17 protein-coding genes are annotated in these 17,541 nt (G+C 47.9%); 5 read left to right on the forward strand and 12 right to left on the reverse strand.

Translation table 11 applies throughout. The features are described from left to right. The first annotated feature begins 55 nt into the window (after positions 1 to 55). Positions 56 to 553 carry a C40 family peptidase gene (locus IT233_13325; protein MCC7303615.1) on the forward strand — a complete coding sequence of 166 codons (498 nt, stop codon included), beginning with the start codon at positions 56 to 58 and terminating at the stop codon, positions 551 to 553. Position 554: 1 nt separating this feature from the next. On the opposite strand, the gene IT233_13330 is transcribed toward IT233_13325, so the two are convergent. After that, positions 555 to 2,684, reverse strand: coding sequence for a T9SS type A sorting domain-containing protein (locus IT233_13330; protein MCC7303616.1), 2,130 nt, complete (start codon positions 2,682 to 2,684; stop codon positions 555 to 557). Between the two features lie 54 nt (positions 2,685 to 2,738). On the opposite strand from IT233_13330, the gene IT233_13335 reads away from it, so the two are divergent. After that, positions 2,739 to 3,308: a DUF479 domain-containing protein gene (locus tag IT233_13335; GenBank protein ID MCC7303617.1), complete on the forward strand. Its 570-nt coding sequence runs from the start codon at positions 2,739 to 2,741 to the stop codon at positions 3,306 to 3,308. Here IT233_13335 and IT233_13340 read toward each other — a convergent pair. The 4 genes from IT233_13340 to IT233_13355 form a co-directional block, all read right to left on the reverse strand. Beyond that, positions 3,289 to 3,909 carry a hypothetical protein gene (locus tag IT233_13340; protein ID MCC7303618.1) on the reverse strand — a complete coding sequence of 207 codons (621 nt, stop codon included), beginning with the start codon at positions 3,907 to 3,909 and terminating at the stop codon, positions 3,289 to 3,291. The two genes, IT233_13335 and IT233_13340, sit on opposite strands and share 20 nt — an antisense overlap. A gap of 24 nt (positions 3,910 to 3,933) precedes the next feature. After that, positions 3,934 to 4,668, reverse strand: a complete 735-nt coding sequence (locus IT233_13345; protein MCC7303619.1) for a response regulator — start codon at positions 4,666 to 4,668, stop codon at positions 3,934 to 3,936. A 10-nt stretch (positions 4,669 to 4,678) separates the two neighbouring features. Continuing rightward, positions 4,679 to 5,530, reverse strand: a complete 852-nt coding sequence (locus IT233_13350) for a histidine kinase (protein MCC7303620.1) — start codon at positions 5,528 to 5,530, stop codon at positions 4,679 to 4,681. Positions 5,531 to 5,739: 209 nt separating this feature from the next. Continuing rightward, positions 5,740 to 7,602, reverse strand: coding sequence for a peptidase M61 (locus IT233_13355; protein MCC7303621.1), 1,863 nt, complete (start codon positions 7,600 to 7,602; stop codon positions 5,740 to 5,742). A gap of 144 nt (positions 7,603 to 7,746) precedes the next feature. Here IT233_13355 and IT233_13360 point away from each other — a divergent pair, with 144 nt between their 5' ends. Continuing rightward, positions 7,747 to 8,622: a peptidoglycan DD-metalloendopeptidase family protein gene (locus IT233_13360; protein ID MCC7303622.1), complete on the forward strand. Its 876-nt coding sequence runs from the start codon at positions 7,747 to 7,749 to the stop codon at positions 8,620 to 8,622. Between the two features lie 5 nt (positions 8,623 to 8,627). Here IT233_13360 and IT233_13365 read toward each other — a convergent pair whose 3' ends face one another. Continuing rightward, positions 8,628 to 10,736, reverse strand: a complete 2,109-nt coding sequence (locus IT233_13365; GenBank protein MCC7303623.1) for a WG repeat-containing protein — start codon at positions 10,734 to 10,736, stop codon at positions 8,628 to 8,630. Positions 10,737 to 11,031: 295 nt separating this feature from the next. Between IT233_13365 and IT233_13370 the strand changes: the two genes are divergently transcribed. Then, positions 11,032 to 11,832 carry a hypothetical protein gene (locus tag IT233_13370; GenBank protein ID MCC7303624.1) on the forward strand — a complete coding sequence of 267 codons (801 nt, stop codon included), beginning with the start codon at positions 11,032 to 11,034 and terminating at the stop codon, positions 11,830 to 11,832. Between the two features lie 6 nt (positions 11,833 to 11,838). Here IT233_13370 and IT233_13375 read toward each other — a convergent pair whose 3' ends face one another. After that, positions 11,839 to 12,468 (reverse strand): CoA pyrophosphatase, encoded by a 630-nt coding sequence (locus tag IT233_13375; GenBank protein ID MCC7303625.1) that lies wholly within the window; start codon positions 12,466 to 12,468, stop codon positions 11,839 to 11,841. Positions 12,469 to 12,563: 95 nt separating this feature from the next. Between IT233_13375 and IT233_13380 the strand changes: the two genes are divergently transcribed. Then, positions 12,564 to 12,749 (forward strand): hypothetical protein, encoded by a 186-nt coding sequence (locus tag IT233_13380; protein ID MCC7303626.1) that lies wholly within the window; start codon positions 12,564 to 12,566, stop codon positions 12,747 to 12,749. On the opposite strand, the gene pyrF is transcribed toward IT233_13380, so the two are convergent. Genes pyrF through rfbB form a run of 5 tightly spaced genes read right to left on the reverse strand, consistent with a single transcriptional unit; the run spans position 12,750 to position 17,480 of the window. Further along, positions 12,750 to 13,544 carry an orotidine-5'-phosphate decarboxylase gene (pyrF, locus tag IT233_13385; GenBank protein ID MCC7303627.1) on the reverse strand — a complete coding sequence of 265 codons (795 nt, stop codon included), beginning with the start codon at positions 13,542 to 13,544 and terminating at the stop codon, positions 12,750 to 12,752. 19 nt (positions 13,545 to 13,563) lie between these two features. Then, on the reverse strand, positions 13,564 to 14,646 hold the full coding sequence (gene prfA / locus IT233_13390) for a peptide chain release factor 1 (protein ID MCC7303628.1): 1,083 nt from the start codon (positions 14,644 to 14,646) through the stop codon (positions 13,564 to 13,566). A 30-nt stretch (positions 14,647 to 14,676) separates the two neighbouring features. Then, the gene (locus IT233_13395) at positions 14,677 to 15,423 is read right to left on the reverse strand and encodes a capsular biosynthesis protein (protein ID MCC7303629.1); all 747 of its coding nucleotides are present in this window, start codon (positions 15,421 to 15,423) and stop codon (positions 14,677 to 14,679) included. Positions 15,424 to 15,436: 13 nt separating this feature from the next. Then, positions 15,437 to 16,426, reverse strand: a complete 990-nt coding sequence (locus IT233_13400; GenBank protein ID MCC7303630.1) for an SDR family oxidoreductase — start codon at positions 16,424 to 16,426, stop codon at positions 15,437 to 15,439. Next, complete coding sequence (gene rfbB / locus IT233_13405) at positions 16,413 to 17,480, reverse strand: dTDP-glucose 4,6-dehydratase (GenBank protein ID MCC7303631.1); 1,068 nt, start codon at positions 17,478 to 17,480, stop codon at positions 16,413 to 16,415. Before rfbB ends, IT233_13400 begins: the two co-directional genes overlap by 14 nt. Between the last annotated feature and the right edge of the window lie 61 nt (positions 17,481 to 17,541).

Below are 17,541 nucleotides of genomic sequence, written 5' to 3' on the forward strand. Positions count from 1 at the left end.
TGGGTCAACTACCTGACCGGTTCTTTTGCGTGGCTGGTAAACTGAAAGATGGGAGATGGTAAAGCGACTGCTATTTCTGCTGTTTATTTTTTCTGTATCCGCAGGCATTTTCAGGGCGCAGTCCCCTACCAGCAGTTGCACGATTCCATCCGTTAAGCAGGATTCCATCCTTTCTTTTGCCTACCTCTATCTTGGAGTACCGTACAAATATGCAGGTACGAGTCCGAAGGGTTTCGACTGTTCCGGCTTTGTGTATTTCGTTTTCCGTCATTATGCCATCGATTTACCCAGGACTTCACGCGACATGGGGAGGGCAGGGATAGAAGTACCGATTGATTCCTGTCGTGCGGGCGACATTATTCTGTTCAAGGGAACCAATGCACGGAGTAAGGGGATCGGACATGCAGGCATTGTAACCTGGAGCGACGGGAAAGATGTTCAGTTTATTCACTCCTCTTCTAATAAAAAGAGAGGGGGAGTTATACTGAGTTGTTTCAGTGACTCCCCCTATTACGAGAAACGATTTATTAAGGTAGTTCGGGTTTTACCCTGATCTATTCTATAACAATTTTACCACTCTTCTTTTTATTTCCTGAGATCAGGCTGTAAGAATAGATACCAGCACTGAGGTTACTGCCATCAATCTTTATTCTGGAATCTGCTGTAATCACGGGTATTTCCAGTGTGTAAACCACACGTCCCATCACATCCATCATCCGCAGTGTGGTCATTTCACTTACCGCTTCTTTAAATTCAAAATGGATCACATCCTGTGCCGGATTGGGAAACACCTGAACACCGCTGAGTACGGAATATTCATCTATTCCCACCAGTGTTACGTTAATACAAGTGGTATCGTTATTTGCATTAACGTCCGTGTTCTTCGATGTCCAGCAGCAGAGCACATCGCTTCCGCTGTAAGGCGGAGTGAGCAATGTTGTAAACGTAAACAGAACAGAATCACCCGGAGGAATGGCAGGGCCCGTATAGGCCTGCGTAGTTGGCATTCCGGACATTCCCAGTTTGTAATTCACGTTTATAAAATAGTTATCGGGCTGCGTGCCGAAGTTCTTAATCCAGCAACTCACCTGAGTAGGCGAAGAAAGCGTTGCGTTATTGAGCGGGCTTTGAATTTTGCACACTCCCACATCCTCCGGAACCGCTTTCATATAATCGGTCCCGATAAAGAAATCAGCATTATCCATATCCCGGTAATCCGACCAGATATTAGCAAATACCTCGTAGGAATTCATGGAAATGGGAAGTGTCCAGTCTTCTGCGATCGATGCACCTACACCGGCCATATCCCAGTTTACGTAGAAACCTCCGCTGGAGATTACAATATTGGACGAAACGGGAACAACAGTAACCTGCGGACTCGGAGCCACATTGGATGTAAGTACCGGTACAGAGTCCAGCAAGGTTCCGGGTGTTCCACCGGGGCCATTATCATCATAAATTTTGGCGATAAACGTATAGTTGCCGGAGGTGGTAGTGCCAGCGATCACATAATTGGTATTCACGATACGTGCCGGATACGTTGGCGGCTTAAAGTACATTCCAACCCCACCCGATCCGCCGTTCCATGAGATGGAATTGCTCATCATATTCGTATGGTTGGCGGTATAACACAAACGGATATTTGTTTGCGTAGTGTCCACAGTGACCAACTCCGACATCACACTATCGTTGGCAGGAATCGTGTCACCCAAAACTTTAATCACATTTTTGTAAGTACCGGGGCCGGAGGGCGGGAATGGGCTGGAATGCGTGAGCGTAGTATCATCCCCGCTGATCAGTGTTCCCACCGTTCCGCTATTACTTACAATAAGGATGTTGTTCACGGTTCGGACTGTTTCCAGATAATTCAGGTTATTCTGGGTTACGTTACCGGTATTCTTAATATTCGACTTCAGAACATAGGGGTTTCCGTTTGCTGGAACAAAAATGCCCCGGTTCCTGTTATTGTCATTCCACATGGCTCCTGCATCCGCCACGTTCATAGGATTATTAGGATAATAATATTTCAATGTATAATTCGTAATCGGAACCGTGGCGGTTGGAAGTGGGAACAAACCCATATTTCCCACCGCATTCTCCATTCCACTGGAGAGGTTACTCTGAGAACTTCCCGCACAGTTCTGGAAATTCACAATAATAGAAGAATCGGTACGATCAAGAATGATCTGAAAGGAATTGCTGCCGGTATAGCCAGGATTTCCCGGTGCCCAGAAAGGAACATTCACGAAGGAAATACAAAAAGAATCCACCCCGGTATAATAGTAGACCTTTCCCGGATTTGCCGTTCCCAGAAAATTGAGATCGGCCATTAAACCTCCGATGAAGTCGTTCACCCCGGAAGGAGAAACAGTAGTGGGAAAGGGAGCTGCGATATTGCCGGGACCAAAGGAGATATAACCATTCGAACCGATCCAGCATTTATCCACCGTATACCAGTAATAGGTGAAAGGGCCGCCCAGGGGCTTGGGGCCGATAAAATTATCATCACCGAAACCACTCAGCTGGCTTCCGATCTGTGTAATATCCCACCAGGCGTAGCTCGGGCCTCCGGGTTCATTGCTGTCCTTCCAAATATATCCGAATGCGTCCGGACCACCCTGATTAGCCTGAGTGCTTGAAAATAAAACAGTTGTAATAAATAAAAGCGATAGAACGTTTTTCATTTTTTAAGTTTTTTACAGGGAACCAAATTAGACTATTTTCACGAACCGGCAAAGATGAATTTCCTGGCACATTTATATTTATCCCGTCACGATGATCAGTTAATGGTGGGAAACTTCATTGCCGATTCGGTAAAAGGCCGGGGCTGGGAGAAATTTGAGCCAGGGATCTCTGACGGTATACTCATGCACCGCAAGATCGATGACTACACCGACCGGCATCCCGTATTCCGGGAGTCCACTGTTCTACTCCGGCCTCACTTTGGAAAGTTTGCCGGCGTAGTTACGGATATATATTATGATCACTTTCTGGCCAAACATTACAAACACTATTCGGGAGAGTCGCTGGTGGAATTCACGGAGAGGGTGCATTTGCTTCTCCGTTCCCGGGAACACATCATGCCGGAACGCTCCCGTTTGTTTTTTCAGTATATGCAGAGCCGTAATATTCCGCTTCCCTATGCTGAGCTGGAGGGTATTTCCATGGTTCTTCGCGGAATGAGCCGCAGATCAGTCACACCAAACAGAATGCATGAAGGAAAGGCTGTTCTGGAACTTCACTACGCGGCGCTGGAAGAGCAGTTCTCGCGGTTCTTCCCTGATGCCATCAGAGCATTCGCTCCGTGAAGCGCAGTGCGGCGAAGGAAAAGAACGGTGCTGCCAGTACGTCAATAGAATAATGTACATGCTGTAACACCAGTAATGTGCCCACTCCTGCGGTTACAGACATAAAAACGATTTTAGCCAGACGATGGTGAACGAGCATTGAAAACAGAAACAAGGTGGCCACATGTCCGGAGAAAAAAAGATCTTTTGTAATCACCTGCCCCCGGTAAGCCGTTGCTTCCAGCACAACATCTCTTAACTCAATAAATCCCGAAGGAGGCTCGAGAGGAACCAGAAACATGGTTACGGCCCTTAAGAATAACAGTGCGGTAAAGGAAAACACAAAGCGATTCATCAGTGAGGGATACACACTGAGATAGATCAATCCGGCAAAAACCGGCAGGTAGGTTGCAATCTGAATCGGAGAGCAAAGGTGGAACGGGCCGATCCGCGCGATCACGGGGTCATTGATAATATAACCGGTGCGCTGCTGGATAAAATCAAGAAAAAAGGAGAAAGCCGTACCCACAAAAATCAGCAGCAGCACTCCAAAGGCGAATTGCCTGCGAAAACGCGGCATTCTGAGGGATTCCTTCCAGCGCGACAGGATGAAGACTAACATGCGGACGGTTCAAATGTATAAAAATCAGAGACTCATCATCTCCTTGAGCCTGGCTGCCTGACGTCTCGATATCTCCACCTTCTCCCCGCCTCCCTTCAGTTTCACCAGTAATCCGCCGTTGTACCAGTTCTCCATATTTTCAACCCATTTGAGGTTGATGATATGTTTCCGGCTCGCACGAAAGAAAACACGAGCGTTCAGCTTTTCATCCAGGTTGTTCAGTGAACGCAGTATGAGCGGCCGGTGCTCCCCGAAGAACAGTCGTACATAATTCCCTTCTGACTCGAATAAACGAATTTCTGACAGCCGGACGAACCAGCACCTGTCGCCGTCTTTGACAAATACCTGATCCTCCTCCGTCAATGACTGCTCGATATTGACCGGAGTTTCTACCGTTCCGCCTATCCTTTCCAGGGCTTTTCGTACGGATTCGGCCAGCCGCTGCGGTTGTACAGGTTTCAGGAGATAATCAAGCGCATTGACCTCAAAAGCACGTATGGCATATTCATCATAGGCGCTGACAAAGATAACCTCCGGGGCATGATCGAGCGATCGTAACAATTCAAATCCGTTCTTTCCTGGCATCTGAATATCCAGGAACAATAAATCCGGCCGCTTGGCTTCAATTTCCCGAACCGCCTCTTCCGCGTTCGTGCACTCCCCCACTACCTCCACCTCCGTCAATGCGGTTAGCAGTTTGCGAAGTTCCTGTCTGGCAAGACGCTCATCGTCTACAATCAATGCTCTGGCTACTTTCATATGGCTTGTATTAGGTCACTGTTACATCCGGAATGGTGACTGTGCATTCTACCGTACCAGTGGCCGCATTTTCGCGAATATCGAATTTTCCCCTGCTGCCGTAGAGCAAATGCAGCCGCTGCTCTGTACTCTTAATCCCGAACCCCGTTCCCTCGGATTTACCGTTCATCGTACCGCTGTTCACAATCAGTATCTCCAGCATTCCGTTGCACACTGTGGTCTTCAGCTTTAACTCTCCTCCTCCGGGAAGGCGGGATATTCCATGCTTGATCCCGTTTTCAACCAGCGTTTGCAGCATGAGCGGCGGCACTTCAAATTTTTCTGATCCGGGACCGATCTCGTAGCTTACACGCAACCGCTCTTCGAACCGGGTTAACTCCAAAGAAAGATAATCCTTCACAATAGTCATCTCCTCGGCAAAGGAAATAACCTTTTTCTTCCCCATTAAAAGTGTCAGGCGGAGAATATTCGAAAGCTGGGTAATACTGTTTTTGGCTTTCTCCGGGTCTTCGTCAACCAGTGCCCGGATACTATTCATTGAGTTAAAGATAAAATGCGGATTGAGTTGTGATTTCAGTTTGTTCAGTTCGATCTCGTTGATGGAGGCAGCCCACTGCAGCTTCTCGATTTCGGCTTTCCGGTAGTTCTCAAAATAATGCACAAGGAAATAAATCAACGTCCAGAAAATAAAAACGAAGGTGAGATTGATCACATTTACAATCACAGGAAAGGGGTCCATTCCGGAAGGACTGAAATTTTTCCATCCGAACAGATCTTCCAGAAACATCTGGGAGATAATAAGTGCCGAGGAAAAGAGCACAGTTGCCGCAACAATAACAGGAACCAGAAGGAGGCGGTTCATCCGCAAAAGATCTGCCTTAATTATCAGCCCGCGGTAAAGGTGTGAAAACAGCAATCCCAAAATCAGCAAAAGAAGGTAACTGCCAAATTGCGGCGGCCGGCGGATATTCTCATCCAAACCCAGAAACAATACATTCAGCCCTACAAAAAACAACCAGCCCCCAATCTGGCAAATCCAGTACAGGGTCCGTTTGTTTAGTCCGGAAGTCCTCACTTGACCCCTCCCAACCAGGCCTTGCGGATCCGTTCCCTCTTAGGAGACATATCACGCATTGGAAAGAGGATGTGCTTCTCTGTGATGCGCACCTTGCGGATGGTTGCCTTCAGCTTTACCTTTTTATTTCTTCCGTCTACTTCCCTGCTCACCACCACCTTTAACTTTTTTCCTTCCTTCGCGTTTGTCATATAATCTTCCAGCACGGCCTTCACATTATTCAGAGTGAGTTCGGATTTATTGAAGGAAATCAACTCGTCCCCTTCACGGAAACCAAGCTCCTTACCAAAGTCATCCATTCCCGATGTTCCCATCACAACCAGCTTTCCCGATTGCGGATTGTATCCAATAGACATTCCTCCATAAGAAAAACTTTCCACTGTTACCTCGTCCCTGTAGTCAATGCCCGCCAGGGCGAGTACTTCGGTAAATGGAAGCGGTTTGTTTCCTGCAACATACTTTTTCAGAAAAACGCCGATTTCAGGAAAGGATTTTGATACGATGAGATCGAACAGTTCGTTATCCTTGAATGAACGATCGGCACCGTATTGCTGGCCGAGATCACGCAGGAGGTCTCGCAATGAATACTTCCCGTCTGAGTGATGCAGCAGAAGAATATCAAGACACATGCCGATGAGGGCTCCCTTCTGATAAACATTTGCGTATTCCTTTTCGTATTTAGTGAGTACTTCCAGGCTCATCACAGTGAACGGAAGGGTATCGTTGTAAGACATGGCACCCACCATTTTGTTTCTGATCGTTTCCAGAAACTCATCGGTGGAAATCAGTCCTCCCCTCACCTGTACATGGGAAGCCGCATATTCCGTACATCCCTCATACAGCCACAGGTGCCTGGACATTCGGGGGGCGTTGAAGGAAAAATCCCCGATCTCTTCCGAGTGAATCGTAAGTGGTGTAATGATATGGAAAAACTCATGAGCGGTCACATCTCTGAGCATTTGCTTAATTTCTGTTAGTCTCATTTCGGGGAGGAAGTATACCGAAGAGTAAGAATGTTCCAGTGCACCGCTGGCCCCGGACAACCCTTCCGTTTCCGAGGCAAAGCAGAAAAGAAAAGCATATTTGTTTACAGGGAGTTTTCCGCCGAGGTATTCTTTCTGTGCCATCAGGAGCGGCTTGAGTTCCCCTGCAATCTCTTTTGCTGTGATCTTTTGCCCTGGAGCACGCACGGCGATCAGTACCCGTGCATTACCAACCAGGATTGAGATGGTATCCGGCGGAGCGTAAAAAATAGGTGAGTCAATGAGTTCGTCATAGTTCTTTAGATGAAAAGTATCCGCTTGCTGCGACGAGGTGATGGCATGAATTCCGGTGGCTCCATAGAGAGAAGCGGGCCGGTTCACAATGATCTTATACGGATTGAATTTGTATCCTTCGAAATACCCAAAGAAAGCTCCGTGGTTCAGCAGATAGAATTTACCGGCATCGATTGCAGTTCCTGCAGGTTCAAAAATTGGATTATGCTTCTGCTCTGTATCCCATGTGTCCTCCACCCAATAAGAAATAAGGGAAAGTTTTTCTGCATCCTTGATGATCCAGGTATTGGTATCCGCGCGAGTTACCGGCAGCTCTTTCCCATCTGCCGATAGCGCTTTAAAACCGGAAACGAAACGCCCGAAATTATAGATGGAATAGGTTCCCGGTATAATCTCCGGCATAAAAAACTTCAATTCTTTTCTGCCCAGATCGGGAACTTTAACTTTCACCTCCAGCCGGTCGTTTATGACGTTCGCAAGATCGACCATGTAACGGAACACCGGAGGGGCGGGTGAAAGTACCGTTTGGGAAAATAAGGGAGCCCAGAGGGCGCAAAACAGAAAAAGGATTCGTGTTCTCACTCCGTAAAAGTAGGATTTCTGCCGTAATCCCGGTATGTTCCTTACACCAATGGCTATGGCAGAAGATGGATGGTATAAGTTTATTAAACTACCTGTGTTAGGAATAATCAGGATTTCGAAGGGCGAGGCAGCGTATCTTTGCGCGTGCACTTAAGACCGGCGCTGGTACTTTTACTGATAACGGGGCTCTTCATTGGGATTCCGGCCATGATGACTGCCCAAACGGATACGCTTCCTCCTCAGCCGGCAGACACACTGGAAGAAGAACACGATGAGGAGGAGCCAATCATACCGGTCACCTACAATGAATTGCTGGCACGGCTCGTTCCGGCCTATGACATTTACCAAAGCTGGGATACCGTAAATATCCATCCCTATAAATTTGATATGGGTAAGAATCCTGATTCACTGAAACTCTGTCTCCGGTATGCGGCCTGCGATTATTGTCATCCGTTCAACGGGAAGGTTACTTCCGGTTTCGGATACCGGAGAAGAGGGTATCATTTCGGTGTGGACATTGATCTGAATACGGGAGACACTGTCCGTGCAGCGTTTGAAGGAAGGGTTCGAATTTCCAAAAAAAGCAAAACATACGGCTACGTTGTCATCATCCGGCATAATAACGGACTGGAAACTACCTATGCGCACCTCTCCAAGCTGAAGGTCAGAGCAGACCAGTATGTACAAGCGGGAGAAATGATAGGGCTGGGAGGTAATACCGGGAGATCATACGGAGCGCATCTTCATTTTGAGGTACGGTATAAAGGATACCCGATTGATCCGAATGAGCTGATTGATTTTCAGAAACAGGAAGTGATCCGCGACAGTTTGCTCATTCAGAAAAAACTATTCAAGCCGGTGGCCGATGCCAAGTCTGCAAAATACCATACCATTAAAAAAGGAGACACGTTGAGCAAGATCGCAAAACGCTACGGCACTTCCGTAAAATCACTTTGCAAACTGAACGGTATTTCCACGAAGACCATTTTACGGCCGGGCCGGAGACTGAGGGTACGGTAAAATGATTATTCTTCCCGCCATATAATTCGTCGGGACTGTGGCTCCAGCCAAAACAGTTTCTCCCCCTTTTCCAGCAGAAAATAGTCGCCGTTCTCCTCTACAGATTCATATTCGGCCGGAAGGATTATGCCCGCGTCTGTTTGAAATAAACCCGATCCACCCTCTGCGGTAATAATAAACCATTTTCCGTCCCCTGCAGGATCAATTGTTTCCCATTCCGGATTCAGAAGCCACTTACGTTCCGTGCTGATCAATCCTGCATTCCCGCCTTTCTCTTTCACCGCCTTGAGCAATCCATGAGCCGGTGTAACGGAAAGCTGCACATACTGAAAAGGGATGATGACTTTAGAACGACGGTCGATCACTCCATACTTTCCGTTCTTTTTCGCAAGAAACATTTCCCGCTCTCCCGGCAGCAACACTATTGATTCATAATCGAAGGGAATCACAAACTTTCCTTTTCTGTCAATCATACCTGCCTTGCCTGCTTTCCATGCAACGGCGAGTCCGTTTTTGAATCCGCAGCCCGGCTCCGACGGTTCATATACCGGCTTTACGATCCAGTTCCCTGAAGTGTCCATATAACCGATGTGCGCACTATCGAGCACAGGAAACGAATTTTCTGAGCAGTCGCCGATCTCTTGGAACCGGCAGGGAATAATCTCCTTCCCGTCATATCGGATCACTCCTTTACGTCCGTTTTTCACCACTTTCATATAACGTCCCTCTGAACCGGGCGATATCCCGTCGTACTCCGGCCGCACCACCCATTTACCTTTCATGTCAATCAGGCCCCATTTTCCGTTCTGCTCTGCAGGAGCAGTTCCCATACGGAAACGATCCGTTTTGTCAAATATGAAATCGGCCACGGATGATCCTTTCAGGTCGCAGTATCCGTACTTACCGTCTTTTTTAAGGCAGATAAGTCCTGCATCCGGTTCGGTATAAATTTCCTCATATTCGCAGGGAATGATCTGTTTCCCGGTCAGACTCACTACCCCTGATTTGCCGTTAAGGGTAACCTCTGCCAGGCCATTTGAGAAACTTTCCACTTCGTTGAATACGAGGGGGAATATCACGCGGCCTGTTTTATCAATGAATCCCGCCTTGTCGTCTTTCCCAACGGCCGCCACTGCGCCGGAAAAAGGCTCACACCAATCGTAGATCGGCGGAATCAGCCATACTCCCCCGGAATCCACAAACCCCCATTTGCCGTTTTGCCGCCCCGGAAGCAGTATACGCCTGGAAAGTTCCAGGTCTCTGTTTACATTATCACTGTACGGATAATCCGGAAACACTTTGAGAAAATCGCTGAACGTTTCCGGTTTAAAGTCCTTAGTATACAGTGTGTAAACATTGTACCATGCCTGCTCCACATTCCTGTTCTCGGGATAATTCCGGATAAACAGGTAGTATTCATCAATGGTTCCTCCCAGCGTTGTAAGTCCGAAGATGATATTCTCCGCTTCATCCCGGTGCGGACTTTCCGGGAACCGGGCAATAAAGGACTCATAGCTTTTCAGCTTTCCCGAGGCGGTCCACGCCAGAAAAAGCTTTTCTTCATATAAACGGTCCGACGCGGCCCGGAACACGGAGGAAGGATATTTCTCAGAGAATTCCTTGTAGCCGGCCCAGGAATCTATTTTCTGTGCCGACAGGAATGCCAGGCTGTCCCTTGCCTGAACTGCATCACCGTAGCAAAATGCATCTTCATAACCTGCAATAAAAGAATCAAAAGCATTAACAGTATTCACGGCTCGTGTTCTTGAAAACACCAGCTCATAAATCTCATCTCTGAGCATTTCAAGTTCCCTTCCCTGCAAATTCCATTTTTTGAATTTCTCCGGATGGCGTGCATATTCCGCCGGAAAATATTTCAGCGAAAGGCGTATGTATTTTGTAGCACTGTCGGTCTGATGAAAAGGATTATCCCGCCGGAAATAAATTGTGGCAAGGCCAAAACAAGCCGCTGCAGGTTCCCTTTTCAAAGCGCGGTAGAACAGCTTCTTTGCCTTAAAATAATCATACACGGAGAGGGCATCAAAGGCCTTATCTATACTGCCTGCAAAAAGATCCGCGGACCAAAGTCCGATGAACAAAAGCACTACCCTCATGACGTAAAAGTAACATCATTTGATACCTTTGCTGCATGTCCTTCAGTACCGGCCAGGTCACCTTCGCCATTGCCTTCTTTCTCGTATTTGTCCTTCTGATGGTATGGGCGTACAGAAAGGACCTTAAATCAGTAAAAATGCATTACCGGGGGGTTGTGTATATCTTCCTTGGTATTTTTGCTTTTTTACTGATTTACAGGCTCTTAGCTCATTATTTGCATAGTTAATTATCTATCTTTCCCCAGCTGCGGTTTGGTTGAAACCGGCCAATTTGCTTAATTTTGCAACCGAATTCATGATCCGTCCGATTCATCTTTTCTGTTCTATTGTTCTGCTGGCCGGAATATCTGTGCCGGCGTTCTCCGCAGCTGCATCTACAATTGTGGTGGAGGGTAAGTACCAGAATAAGAATTTATACATTCAGAACAGTGTCTCCAATAGCGGTGTCGGCTTTTGCGCCTATGAGGTGCAGGTGAACGGTCAGGTATCGACAGACGAAGTAAATTCCAGCGCTTTCGAAGTAGATCTATCCCAGTACAATTTGAAATTCGGGGATGATGTGGTAATCAAGATAAAACATAAAGACGGTTGCCTGCCCAAGGTGCTTAACCCGGAGGTGCTGAAACCGAAACCTACGTTCGAGATCATCACATTCACGGCAGCGTCCGACGGAATTGTAAAATGGAAAGCAAAAGGAGAAACGGGATCACTACCGTATATCATTGAGCAATACCGCTGGGGAAAATGGGTGAACGTAGGAGAAGTGCAGGGAAAGGGAATCCCGGGAGAACACGAATATGCGTTTCAGGTAGTGTTGCACAGCGGAGAGAACAAATTTCGACTGAAGCAAGTGGGCCATACAAATCAGCCCAAGGTATCACAAAGCATAACCATTCAGTCCAGCAAGGCAAAATCCACTTACAATTATCAGAAGAGCACTATCACTTTCAGCGACGAGACCCTTTTTGAGGTATATGACTATTACGGAACAATTGTGAAGAAAGGATTCGGGAAGTCGATAGACATGACCAATATTTCCAAAGGAGGCTACTACCTCTGCTACGACAATATCGTAGAGGAATTCAAGAAGAAATAATTCCAGTTATTTTTTCATCACCTCGCGGAGTTCACTGATCATCATGGCCGTGGCACCCCAAACGGTTTCCCCGCAGACATCAAAGTAGGGTGTTTCCACTTCTTTCCCGAGCGTTTTATTGAACCGCCGCATGCTTTTCACATTATCGGAATGCAGTAACACTTTCGCCTCCACATACAGCAGTCCGGCCACTTCTGCCGGGTCAGGCCGGAACGCCGGTGTTTTTTCCGTATATCCGACAAAAGGATGAACATGAAAATTGCTGGGAGGGATATAGAGATCGCTTAATCTTCCGATGACTTTGAGATCTGCTGCCGGCACGCCAATTTCCTCTTCGGTTTCGCGCAAGGCTGTACACTCCAGATCCGCATCACAATCCTCCCGCTTTCCTCCGGGAAATGAAATCTGTCCTGCATGTGCCAGAGCAGACTGGGGCCGTTTCATAAGTACGGTCATGGGACGTCCATTTTCCGGATAAAAAAGCAAGAGAACGGAGCCCAGCCGGGGCGTCACCCCGGCGGGTATAAATTCCCTTAGCATTCGCCTTTCCAGAGGTGCCATAAGATACTGGGCCGGCTGCCCCGGAAGAGGGGCTTGCAATTTGCACTTCAATTCATCTATAAAAGCGGCAAACATAGCGTCCTAAACCGTATTTGGTCGAATTTAGGTGTTTTTTAACATCCCGAGACGGCTCTGCTTCGTAGAATGGATAGCCACCAACATTATGCCCCATGTTAGACACTACACAAACCCAGGAAACGCTGAAGTGGCTTCAGGCACAGATCCAGCATGCCAATTCAGTGATAAAAGAATCTCAGCAGGAATTGAACTTTGGAAGGGAGGCCCAGTATGAGGGAATGCGCGAAGCTTATATGCAGGTACTCAACTGGATTCATAGTCGCAGCGACGCCGCCTGATCATTCCAACAGAACCTGCATCTGATCCCTGAGTTTTTTTGCCTCCGCTGAGGCTGCTGCTGCAAAATCCTCCCCGGAGGATGCATAGAGTATGCTGCGTGAAGCATTTACCAATAATCCGACTTCTTCATTTTTCCCGAACCTGACGACTTCCTCCAGACTGCCTCCCTGGGCACCCACACCCGGAACAAGAAGGAAATGACCGGGAACGATCTTTCTGACCTCTGCGAGCAACTCGGCACGTGTGGCTCCTGCAACATACATCATATTCTCCTGCGTACCCCATTCAGAACTCACCTGTAAAACCTTTTTATACAATTCCGGTATTTGAAAGTCTTCGGATCCGGCATTGGAAGTTAGCGCAAGAAGAACCGTCCATTTGCCCGGCTTTAGAAACGGGGTAACGGAATCCTTACCCATGTAAGGCGCCACGGTAACTGCATGTGCATCCATTCGTTCCAGAAAAGCCTGCGCATACATGAAAGACGTATTCCCGATATCTCCGCGCTTCGCATCGGCGATCACAAACTGAGAGGGATATGTTTTTCGGATATAAGAAATGATGCGTTCCATGGCATCCCACCCGGCCGTTCCGTGAACTTCGAAGAACGCAGCATTCGGTTTGAAGGCTACCGTATACTCTTCGGTGGCATCCACGATACGGCGGCAAAATTCAAAGAGTGCATCCGGATGCGATCGCAGAGAGTGTGGAATCTTGTTCATGTCCGGATCCAGCCCCACGCAGAGGAAAGATTTCTTCTTTCGAATCTGTTTAACGATCTCTTTCTTTGTCATCTGCGTGCGTGGTATATTGCTATTTTCCCACCTCTACTCCACCCTCCTTCAGCCGCTCCGCATTCTCTGCAAACTGAAGTGCGTCGATCATTTCCTGGATTTCTCCGCCCATAAAGGTAGGAAGATTGTAAACGGTCATGCCGATCCGGTGATCCGTTACCCTGCTCTGGGGATAATTATAGGTCCGGATCTTTGCCGAACGGTCGCCGGTACTGACCATCGTTTTACGTCGTTTAGACACTTCTTCCATTCGCTTATTGTATTCCCTTTCGTATAGTTTGGTCTTAAGCATTTGCAATGCACGTTCCCTGTTACCGTGCTGGGAGCGTTCGATCTGGCAAACCACTACAATTCCCGAAGGCTTGTGAGTTAGCTGAACCTTTGTTTCCACCTTGTTCACATTCTGGCCGCCCGCACCGCTGGACCTTGCTGTTTGAAACTCGAGATCAGCCGGATTAATGTTCACCTCTACTTCTTCCGATTCAGGAAGTACTGCAACGGAGGCAGCCGAAGTATGTACCCTGCCCTGCGCTTCGGTCTCCGGCACGCGCTGCACCCGGTGCACTCCCGATTCAAATTTAAGGATGCCGTAAACTCCATCCCCCTTCACATTCATGATCACTTCTTTATATCCACCCTTTGTGCCTTCATTCTCATCCACTACCTCCACCTTCCATCCCCGCCGTTCGCAAAAACGCATATACATCCTCTTCAGATCGCCTGCAAAAATGCCGGCTTCATCACCACCCGTTCCGGCCCGGATCTCCAGTACCGCATTCATACTGTCTTCCGGATCCTTAGGAATGAGAAGGTTGCGAATATGCGATTCCAGCTGTAATTGCCTTTCCTCCAAAACAGGAATTTCCTGACGGGCAAGGTCCTTCAATTCATCGTCCTTCTCATTGGACAATACATCTTTGTTAAAACTGATATTTTCCAGAACGCTCCGGTAATCATCATATGCCTTTACCACCTCCGACAGATCCTTATACTCCTTATTAAGACGGGAGAACTGTTTCATATCAGAAATAGTCTCAGGATCCGAGAGTTTCTGCTCCACTTCTTTCCAGCGGTGTTTTATGGCTGCGAGCTTTCCAAGCATACACGAGTGAACAAAGGTAGAATTAATCCGCTAAAGCGTCTGATTCAGCAGCTTCCCGGAAGCCATCAGGTCATGCAGCATGGGCTCCTGAACGGCCTTCTGCATAAGGTGGATATGACCCATGTGATGGCAATCGCTTCCCAGGAAGGAAATCAAACCTGCCCTGATCAGTTTTTCGCCAAGTACTTTTACCGCGGGTGAGTAGTACCCTGTGAGTGAATTGATGTTCATCTGTAGCAACGCACCCTTTTCGCAAAGCTTCTCGTATTCTCCGAACTTGGTAATCCAGAACGGATAGCGTTCCGGATGCGCCAGCACCGGTTTATATCCTGCCATTTGCGCCTCAAAAATAAAATGATAGAGATTATCGGGAGGCTGCATGAAGGAGAGTTCGAAGAGCAGGTAGTTCTTGCCGAGTGTCAGCAGCTTTTCATTCCCCAGTTTTTTCTCCAGTTCATAATCCAGATAATATTCCGCGGCTGCCTCAATCACCAGTGGAATGCCGGCCTCGGAGGCAGCAGCCCTTAATTTATCCAGACCGCCCAGAATCTTTCCGGAGTCATTCCTGAAATGATCGGACATAACATGGGGTGTGGTAATAACCTTCCGGTAGCCAAAAGCCGACATGGCCTGCAAAAGCGCAAGAGCGTCTTCTATCGTTTGTGCGCCGTCATCCAGGCCGGGAATAAAATGAGAATGCAGGTCTGTTCCCAGCACCGAAAGATCCACAGGTGGTCTTTTACTTTTTCCGCCAAAAAGTGTTCCCAGAAAAGACATGTTGTAAAAATACTTATTTCCGCTGTGCTTTGAACCACTCAAAGGTTCGGCGTATTCCTTCCGCAAACCTCACTTCCGGCTTATAGCCAAGCATGCGATCCGCTTTGCTGATATCTGCCAGGGAGTCTCTTACATCTCCTGCACGCGCAGGGCGGTGGATCGGTTGTGCGTTCACTGCCGCCAGTTCGCAAAGCGACCGGTATACTTCATTGATGGATATTCTCTCTCCCACCGCCACATTGAATACCTGTCCGGCCGCTGAAGCATCCGCATGCAGCATCGCTTTCATATTTGCCTGAACGGCATTATCGATAAAAGTAAAATCACGCGTTTGTTCACCGTCACCATTAATAAAAACGGGTTTGCCATCCAGCAGAGATTCGATAAAAACCGGAATCGCAGCCGCGTATTCGCCCTTCTTATTTTGCCTGGGTCCGTAAATATTAAAATACCTCAGGCCAATGATCTCCATACCGTAGGTTCTGTGAAAAATATCGGCATAGTACTCATTCACCACTTTGGTAACCGCATAAGGCGACAGCGGCTTCCCAATTCTGTGTTCCACTTTGGGCAGCTCTTCATGGTCTCCGTAAACTGAAGACGAACTGGCGTATACAACACGTTTCACCCCCGCGTGACGGGCCGTAACCAGAACACTCAGGAAGCCGCTCGCGTTGGCATTGTGCGTAGCGGCCGGGTTTTCAATGGAGCGGGGAACGGATCCCAGGGCCGCCTCATGGAATACATAATCTATTCCACGAAAAGCCCTCAGGCAATCATCCATATTGCAGATATCTCCTCTGATAAATTCAAACCGGGGGTTGGAAAGAAAAGGTTGAACATTTTCCAGGAACCCTGTGGACAGGTTGTCGAGTACCACCACGCGAAGTGCACCTTCGCGAAGGAGATTTTCCACAATACTGGAACCAATAAACCCTGCGCCTCCGGTAACAAGAAAAGAAGCCGCAGAAAGGTTCACCGGCAATGGATCAGCGGTTGCCATACATTTCTTCGTAATACTTCTGATACGCCCCCGAGGTCACATTCCTGAGCCAGATCTCGTTTCCGAGATACCAGTCTACCGTTTTATCCAGTCCCTGTTCAAACGTTACAGATGGTTTCCATCCCAGTTCTCTATTCAGCTTGGTGGCATCAATTGCATAGCGGCGGTCGTGTCCCGGGCGATCCTTTACATAGGTAATGAGCTGTGCGGAAGTACCTGCGGCTCTTCCGAGTTTCTTATCCATCAGGTCGCAGAGCAGGCGGATCAGATCAATATTCTGCCATTCGTTGAATCCTCCGATATTGTATGTCTCACCCTGTTTTCCTTTGTGAAAGATCAGATCAATGGCGGCGGCATGATCCTCTACAAAGAGCCAGTCGCGCGTAAATTTTCCATCGCCGTAAACAGGCAGGGGTTTATTATTACGGATATTGTGAATGAAGAGCGGAATCAGTTTTTCAGGGAACTGGTGAGAGCCGTAATTATTTGAACAGTTACTGATCACCACCGGCATCTGATAAGTATTGGCATACGCCCTAACAAAATGATCGGAAGACGCTTTGGAGGCGGAATAAGGTGATTGCGGATCATAAGGAGTACTTTCAAGAAACAGGCCGGAAGAACCGAGGGAGCCGTACACCTCATCCGTTGAAATATGATAAAACAGACGATCGCCGGGAGAGGCGTGGTCGCGGCTGCACTTCCAATGCTTTTTTGCCGCATTAAGAAGGGCAACGGTGCCCAGCACATTTGTGTTTACAAACTCGAGAGGATGTGTGATTGACCTGTCTACATGACTTTCTGCGGCGAGGTGGATCACGCCAGAAAAATCATGTTGCTGAAAGAGGCTCTCGAGCAGTGCCTGATCCGTGATGTCGCCCCTGATGAAAAGATAATTAGGACTCCCCTCTATATCCCGGAGATTCTCCAGGTTGCCGGCATAGGTCAGTTTGTCGAGATTGACTACTCTCAATCCGGGATATCCTTTCACATATCTCCTCACCACATGTGAACCGATGAAACCGGCTCCACCGGTGACCAAAATGCTTTTCATTTCGATTAAGTTATGCTCCGAAACGACGGAGCCTGAATGGCAAGGTACAAAGATACGAATA

The sequence above is a fragment of the Bacteroidia bacterium genome (assembly GCA_020852255.1).
GTDB lineage: Bacteria > Bacteroidota > Bacteroidia > JADZBD01 > JADZBD01 > JADZBD01.